Source organism: Alicyclobacillus mali NBRC 102425 (assembly GCF_001570745.1).
Classification (GTDB): domain Bacteria; phylum Bacillota; class Bacilli; order Alicyclobacillales; family Alicyclobacillaceae; genus Alicyclobacillus; species Alicyclobacillus mali.
The window spans coordinates 1-6,528 of record NZ_BCSG01000005.1; the positions used below are offsets into that span (position 1 = coordinate 1).

Here is a 6,528-nt window from a genome sequence, read left to right on the forward strand (position 1 = left end):
CCATCGTAAAATCCCACTACCGCCCAGCCATAAATTCTGATATCATTTTCTCAATCGTAGAAATGTAACGGAGTGGTTCGCGTGGCGGAACTTGCCCAACGCTTACGATACTATCGCAAACAGCGCGGGTTGTCAGTACGCGAGCTGGCAGAGCAGGCTGGCGTGAGCGTGAGCTACATTTATGCCATCGAATCGGGCGCGCGCGGCAGCAACGCTGCGAAGCTCGGGCTCATCGCAGAGGCGCTCGGCGTCAGTCTGAGCGACCTGTGGGGCGATGCACGCCCGGACAAAGGCGATATCCCGCGCGATCCCGGCGAGGGAGAAGCGTGACCGAGGTGGATCACGGGGGCTGCGCCTTGGTGTATGCTACGTGCAGGAGCCGGATCGAAGCCGCCTGACGGGTACCGATTTGGCGCCACGTTCGAGGAAGCGGGGGATGGGTGTGGAGACCGAGGCCGAACGCGGCTACCAGGATGCCATCCGGCACGTGACAAGGGCACTTGAGCACCGGCGGCACAAGCTGGAGGAGAGCGATCCTGACGAATTTGCGGGCGGGGCGGAGGAGCGCCGGGCCCGCATCGACGAGATCGATCATCTGCTCGAGGTCATTCGCACGCTGAAGCGATGAGCGGCGCGCCGTGCGTTCGTCGGGGTGCGCATAGGGAGACGACGCCCGGTGCTCTTCAAAGAACGGCGCCAGGCGCGTCAAGTCCGGTTCTTGAAGCGTCTCTTCGATGAGTGGGAAGATGACCTGTTCCTCGAGATGGACGTGCGCCCGCAGGACCGTCCCAATTTCGCCAGCACGGATGGGTTGCCGTCTTCGTCCGCACGATTCACCAGGTTTCTTATCTTGACGTGATCGACGAGCATTATAGTTGTCCCAAAGTCAACCCAGACAGAAGGAATAGGTGAAGACTATGTCTAGGTGTTTGTGGGATATAGGCGGACAGTGGATGAAAAAATGAACATCGTCCTCGAGAGCATGATGCCCGGTGCGAACATTAGAAGTACTTCGGCGCCGTGGCGTAGTCCAGAGTCTGTATTACAGGTGGCGTGAAGTGTACCTGGCTGGTGGGCGGGACTTCAGTCCGGACTTTCTACGAAGGAGCAGGAACTGGAGAGATGGAGTTGCAGGAGGCTCGGGCTACGATCGGTGAACTTACAATGCTGGTTGATGTGTTGCGAAAAAATCGAATTGGGCTGCAAGTAAATAACCGTTCTTTGGTATGCCAGATCGCCAAAGAGGGACTTCCTGCCCCGTTGAGTGCAAGTAGTACGAAGGCTGAATCAGACGGACTGTTACAGCCTATATGAAGTCGCCTGTTCCAAAGCCAAAACGACCTCCTGTGGATGAGGACGCTGTGGTCAAACAGTGCATTCGGAAACTGTGCGAAGAACTCCCCGCGTACGGATACCGGCGAATCCAAGTGATGTTGCGTCGTCGATACAAACTTGCGTGTGAACCATAAGCGGGTGTATTGGCTGATGAATTCACCAGCGAAACGGCGAAGGAAGATACCAGTCACCAGGTCCAACGAGCATTTCCAGTGCCACATGACGATGGTGTGGTGCGGGAAAGACGGATGGGTATATTTAGTTTTCATGATTGACGCTTAGGACCGGGAGATTGTGGGGTACTTGTTTCCCCGGTTCTGCCGTACGGAGGACTTGCTGAATGCTGCAGATATGGTGCTGAATTATCCGTTCCCAAGCGGCGTTCAAGGTGCCGGTTTGACGCTCGAACGGACAGTGGCTGCCGGCTGACGAGTCGATGGTTCATCGAACCGATGAAGGCTTGCCAAATCAGCCACGAGCGGACGGGGTACAACAACCCTGATGTTGACGGATACATTGAGCGATTCTTCCGGTCGTTGAAAGGGGAGGAAGTGTGGCTGCAGGAATACAGCAGCTTTGCCGAGGCGACAGCGGCGATTGAGCCGTACATTCACTTTTACAACACGGACCGACCACACTGCGCACTAGGCTATCGCTCGCTTTTGGATTAAGAAATTGGAAAATACAACGAGACGCAGCGTGAGACGGTTCGTATCTGAATTGCATTTATCTCTTAAAAGCCATCCCATCTTTGTTGACAAAGCCGGGTTCACTAAGTTCGCCTGTTCCATGTGCTCCTCAGCGCCGTACGGTGCAAACTGACACTGATGCTTGATGCAAACGCGAGTGTTGCGAGGATAATTCCTATATAAAATGCTCGATCAAAGGCCATGACGAGAGTGTGGGAATTGGCCATTCCACTACCATTCACGCGACTGACGGTCAGTTCTGCCGACGAGACCGCGATGCCCACAAGGCGGCCAAGATTTCGCACAAGCGCCAGCAAGCTCCCGACTTCGCCGCTATGTTGAGGGGGAACTGCCGCTAACACGAGTGCGTTATTCGGCGCGGTGAACAGGCTGAGCCCTAGGCCGAAGAGAAACAGATCGATCGTTGTATAGACAAGCGGCGTATGCGCAGACAACGAGGAGAAAACGGCTTCTGAAATGCCCACCATCACCATGCCGATCACAGGCCAAGCGCGCGGGCCATATCGATCACTTAGCCATCCCGCGACGGGTGAGAATGCGAACATACTCAAGGATTGCGTCATCAAGACGAGCCCCACCCGAGTGGCCGATTCATCTTGCACATCTCGTAGAAAAATGGGAAGCAGGAACTGGGGCATCATCATGAGCACGTATGAAAGAAAACTTGCAACCACAGAGAGACCAAATGATGGAATACGAAAGTATGTCAATTGAATGAGCGGGGCTGGTGTGTGTCGCTCATGAACCAGAAAGAGCAAGAAACATACGACACTCGTGACGAGAAGCACAATGCTTGGAGCACTCATCCATCCCCAGGCCCCTGCCTCACTAAATTCGAAAAATATCGCTGCTACTGCGGCAGTAATCCAGATTGCGCCCACAAGATCGAGTGGTTGTTTCTCCTTCGAAGTTCTGAGAGGTGGAAGGTGGACAATGCTAAGCGCTAGCGAAATCATCCCAATGGGGATGTTAATCCAGAAGACAGATCGCCATCCAAACAAGGAAAGAAGGACACTTCCCAGACCAGGCCCGATGATCGTGCCTAATGCCACGATGCTGTTGACATATCCAAGTGGTTTCCCGCGCCTTTCTGGCGGGAAAGTGAACGTAATGATGGACATCACGTTCGCCATGATGAGCGCCCCGCCTAACCCTTGTATCATCCGAAAGATGATAAGTTGCATAAGATTTGTCGCTATGGCGCACAGCGCGGAGGAGATTGTGAAAAGAGCCACACCCATAAGGTAATACTTCTTTCGGCTGCCACGATCGGACAGTGCGCCGAGAAGCGGGAGAAGTGTAGTCACCACGAGAAGATATGCGGAGACCGCCCATTGAAGCAATGATGGTGGACGGTGAAAAGCACGCTCAAGCGTAGGGATCAATACATTGACCACGCTGCTATCGATATTGACCATCAATGTCCCTAAAACAACGCTGGTGAAGATCCACCACATCTTCCGATATTCTAGCCGGGAAGGATGTTGCCCTCGGCGAAACCCCGGCAGAAAGGTTCTGAGGTTACGCATCTTCATGCAATCTCCCTGAACGCACATGCTCATCAAATCGGCTAAGAAAAATATCCAGACTTTGTTTTCGCATCAGAATATCCTTTCGCCACTCGTACAGTTCTTCCAACCCTTTCTGAGTGATAGCGTATACGCGTTTTGGGGGACCGGGTTCTTCGGTCATCCATTGCGATGAAACAGCTCCACGTTCCTCAAGATCACGTAAAGTGCGATATACAGCGCCACTATCGATGTTCCATTGGTCTGGGAGAAGCGACTTCAGTTTGGACCAAAGGGTTCCTCCGTGCGCTTCACCGTCCAACAACAACAACAGCAAGAAAGCTGGCAAGTGACGATTTTGTTTCTGCATCACGGATACCATTTTCCCCTTCTTGATTAATGTGGAAGGCGCCAGATTGGCGCCTTCTCAACGTTCACCGTTTGACTTCCGCAAACTCCCGCATCCGTTCCTGAATCTGCGTAAACGCTTGGTCAGGCAACCGCTTCTCTCCGCCTAGCATACGGGCATTCAGTACGATTTCTGTCGCTTCATCAAGGGTCGCTAAAAGTTGAACGGTTTCGCTGATCGTGCGCGAGAATGCGAGCACGCCATGATTGGCCAAAAGAACCGCCCATACACCTGGTCGGTCTTTCACGATTTGAGCAATACCTTTGACTGAAGCGTCCGAACCGCGTGGCGCCCAAGGGACGACCGGAATATCGTCCGTTACACCAAAGCGGACGAGTGGCTCATACACAACAGGGATAGGTTGCTGAGCCACCGCAAACGACGTCGCATGTGGAGCATGCGTGTGAATCACACAACCTACGGACGGACGTTCACGGTATACACCAGCGTGCATCTGAATGATTTCGGCCATAACGGGCGCGATATCACCCTCGATAACCTGTCCGTCCAAGCGAATAAGTGCAAAGCCGTTTTCATCCAAATGTTCGACGCTACCGCCGCTGGTGAGAATCATGGTGTCCTCTGAAATGCGCGCTGACAGATTGGCGTGATATCCGCGGAACAATAGGCCCGCTTCCTTCAGCTTGTGTGCTGCCTCCATCAGTTCTCGCTTCTTCTGTTGCACCTGATCCATGATACTCACTCCCTGTTTATCAATCTATACTGTACGTTACAGTATAGTGTCACGAAAAGCAAGCTGTTATTCGCGAATCTGTTCCCCTTCGTGGAATCCATCAATATCAAACGCAAAAGGCGCTCGACGTCGTTTGTCTCGCGCCTTTTTAAGCGTGTCGATGTTGTCAAGTATGATGAATGGCACAACGGTTTGGCCCGATTTCCAATTCGGTCGCCTTTTCAGGGGATACCGATAGCACACCGCGATTGATGCTCACAATATCCTCATAGTTAGGCGGAGTGGCACCGACCGAATTCGCGACTGTCTCCGTGAACGTTTCGCGATCTTCGGTACGCATGATTTCGTTCTTACGACGAATCTCTCCGAGTGTTTCTCCGACATAGCCGGACGCGTTGATTTCCTGGATATCCGCATAATGCGCGGGGAGGACGAGCACGTCGTCAGAAAGTTGAGCTATCGTGCGAAACACCGTATCGTACAATGCTTGTGCCCATTCGCGGGCCTTGCCACCGAGGTCTGGACGACCGAGTCCGCCCACAAAAATCGTGTCTCCTGACAACAAGAACTGATCGTTGACCAAGAAGGACATGCTTCCAGGTGTGTGACCCGGCGTAGGAATGGCCAAGACCTTGACATTCACTTGGCCAAATTGAATCATGCTGTGCTTTTCGAGTGGTTCATAGGGCCGGTCTGAACCTTGCATTTCACTGGTCGAGATGTAGTACGTAGCACCTGTTTTCTGCGCGAGTTCGGGCCCGCCTGTGATGTGGTCGGCGTGCAGGTGAGTGTCCATGATGTGTTCAATCTGTGCCCCTTCCTGCTCGGCGACTCGCAAATACTCATCTACATGTCGACTTGGGTCGACGACAAGGGCTTTTCCGTCGGAAATCACCATATAGGATAGGCAACCCTTCGCCAGACGATTGAACTGGATAAGCTTCAAATTTTCATCCTCGACAATCGTCACCGGCACGTAAAACTGACTCCAAGCGAGCATGCCACCTTCCAGAACACTCACATCGTAACCACGTTGCTCAAGCAGTTCTGCCACCATTTGAGCAGACCCGCCTTTTGCGCATACCGTGATGATCTCGGTGTCTTTCGGAAGATCAGCATAGAGCGCGTCATTGTCATCCAGGAAATCAAAGTACGGAATGTTGATGGATCGCAATTGGTTACCTTCGATTTTCCAATCCTGATACTCCTCAGGGTTGCGAACATCTAAGATGAACAGTGATTCTCCAGAGTCCATTTTGCGATGAAGTTCAGCGGCAGAAATCGTGCGGATCGCCATAGATGCTACTCCCTTCCTTCACGGTTCAGGATTAGATTCACCGATAAGCTTTTGTGGCATCCCTCTCTGTGCAGAGGAGAGGCCGATGAATACCCGAGTGGGTATATACCCTACTGGGTATATTAGAGAGAAGGGATGGAGTTGTCAAGGTTTCATTATCAAATTCAACAGGTGATACTTATGATTCGTCGGATGTAGGCTCGTTCTACTGAAAGAGAGAAAGGAATTCTAAGAAGAATGGCGAATGTATCTTTAGACCTGGATAGAGGTTTGCATTTGCTTGGATATGTCGAATCGTAAGAGATGATGTCGATAAAAAACATGGGCAAGCAATGGAATCCGAGGACAATGAACCATATACGAGGCGTTTCAGGGCAAACCAACGGAAACGTTGGGACGCAAAGCTACGGGTCTACGGGGACTTGGACCTAAGATCGCCGGGCTGCCGCTTTCACGAATGGGAACATGGGGGCAGCTTGCTGGGGCGAGCTGCTCCTTTTGTGATGAGAGAAGACGGGGGAAGGTAAATGGAAAAAAGTCACTTGGAAAATAACCCCTCTCGGGGGGGGGGGGGG

9 protein-coding genes and 1 riboswitch are annotated in these 6,528 nt (G+C 52.5%); of the genes, 5 read left to right on the forward strand and 4 right to left on the reverse strand.

Annotated features, from left to right (window positions below; genetic code table 11):
* Positions 1–81 precede the first annotated feature (81 nt).
* The 5 genes from AMA01_RS03275 (at position 82) to AMA01_RS14240 (ending at position 2,006) form a co-directional block, all read left to right on the forward strand.
* A complete protein-coding gene (locus AMA01_RS03275; RefSeq protein ID WP_082743920.1) occupies positions 82–330 on the forward strand; it encodes a helix-turn-helix domain-containing protein in 249 nt (82 codons plus the stop codon).
* Between the two features lie 106 nt (positions 331–436).
* Positions 437–628, forward strand: a complete 192-nt coding sequence (locus AMA01_RS03280; RefSeq protein WP_067847265.1) for a hypothetical protein — start codon at positions 437–439, stop codon at positions 626–628.
* A gap of 48 nt (positions 629–676) precedes the next feature.
* Complete coding sequence (locus tag AMA01_RS13795; protein ID WP_067847268.1) at positions 677–859, forward strand: hypothetical protein; 183 nt, start codon at positions 677–679, stop codon at positions 857–859.
* Positions 860–1,310: 451 nt separating this feature from the next.
* Positions 1,311–1,469: an IS3 family transposase gene (locus tag AMA01_RS14235; protein WP_156468402.1), complete on the forward strand. Its 159-nt coding sequence runs from the start codon at positions 1,311–1,313 to the stop codon at positions 1,467–1,469.
* A 318-nt stretch (positions 1,470–1,787) separates the two neighbouring features.
* Positions 1,788–2,006 carry an integrase core domain-containing protein gene (locus AMA01_RS14240; protein WP_156468403.1) on the forward strand — a complete coding sequence of 73 codons (219 nt, stop codon included), beginning with the start codon at positions 1,788–1,790 and terminating at the stop codon, positions 2,004–2,006.
* A gap of 101 nt (positions 2,007–2,107) precedes the next feature.
* Here the strand turns inward: AMA01_RS14240 and AMA01_RS03295 are convergent, their stop codons facing one another.
* The 4 genes from AMA01_RS03295 to AMA01_RS03305 form a co-directional block, all read right to left on the reverse strand.
* Positions 2,108–3,502, reverse strand: a complete 1,395-nt coding sequence (locus AMA01_RS03295; RefSeq protein WP_231862804.1) for an MFS transporter — start codon at positions 3,500–3,502, stop codon at positions 2,108–2,110.
* 64 nt (positions 3,503–3,566) lie between these two features.
* On the reverse strand, positions 3,567–3,923 hold the full coding sequence (locus tag AMA01_RS13505) for a PadR family transcriptional regulator (RefSeq protein ID WP_230088065.1): 357 nt from the start codon (positions 3,921–3,923) through the stop codon (positions 3,567–3,569).
* Positions 3,924–3,987: 64 nt separating this feature from the next.
* Positions 3,988–4,656: a class II aldolase/adducin family protein gene (locus AMA01_RS03300; protein ID WP_067847271.1), complete on the reverse strand. Its 669-nt coding sequence runs from the start codon at positions 4,654–4,656 to the stop codon at positions 3,988–3,990.
* Between the two features lie 166 nt (positions 4,657–4,822).
* Positions 4,823–5,953: an MBL fold metallo-hydrolase gene (locus AMA01_RS03305; protein WP_067847274.1), complete on the reverse strand. Its 1,131-nt coding sequence runs from the start codon at positions 5,951–5,953 to the stop codon at positions 4,823–4,825.
* A 363-nt stretch (positions 5,954–6,316) separates the two neighbouring features.
* A riboswitch (cyclic di-GMP riboswitch) is annotated at positions 6,317–6,403 on the forward strand.
* The last annotated feature ends 125 nt before the right edge of the window (positions 6,404–6,528 follow it).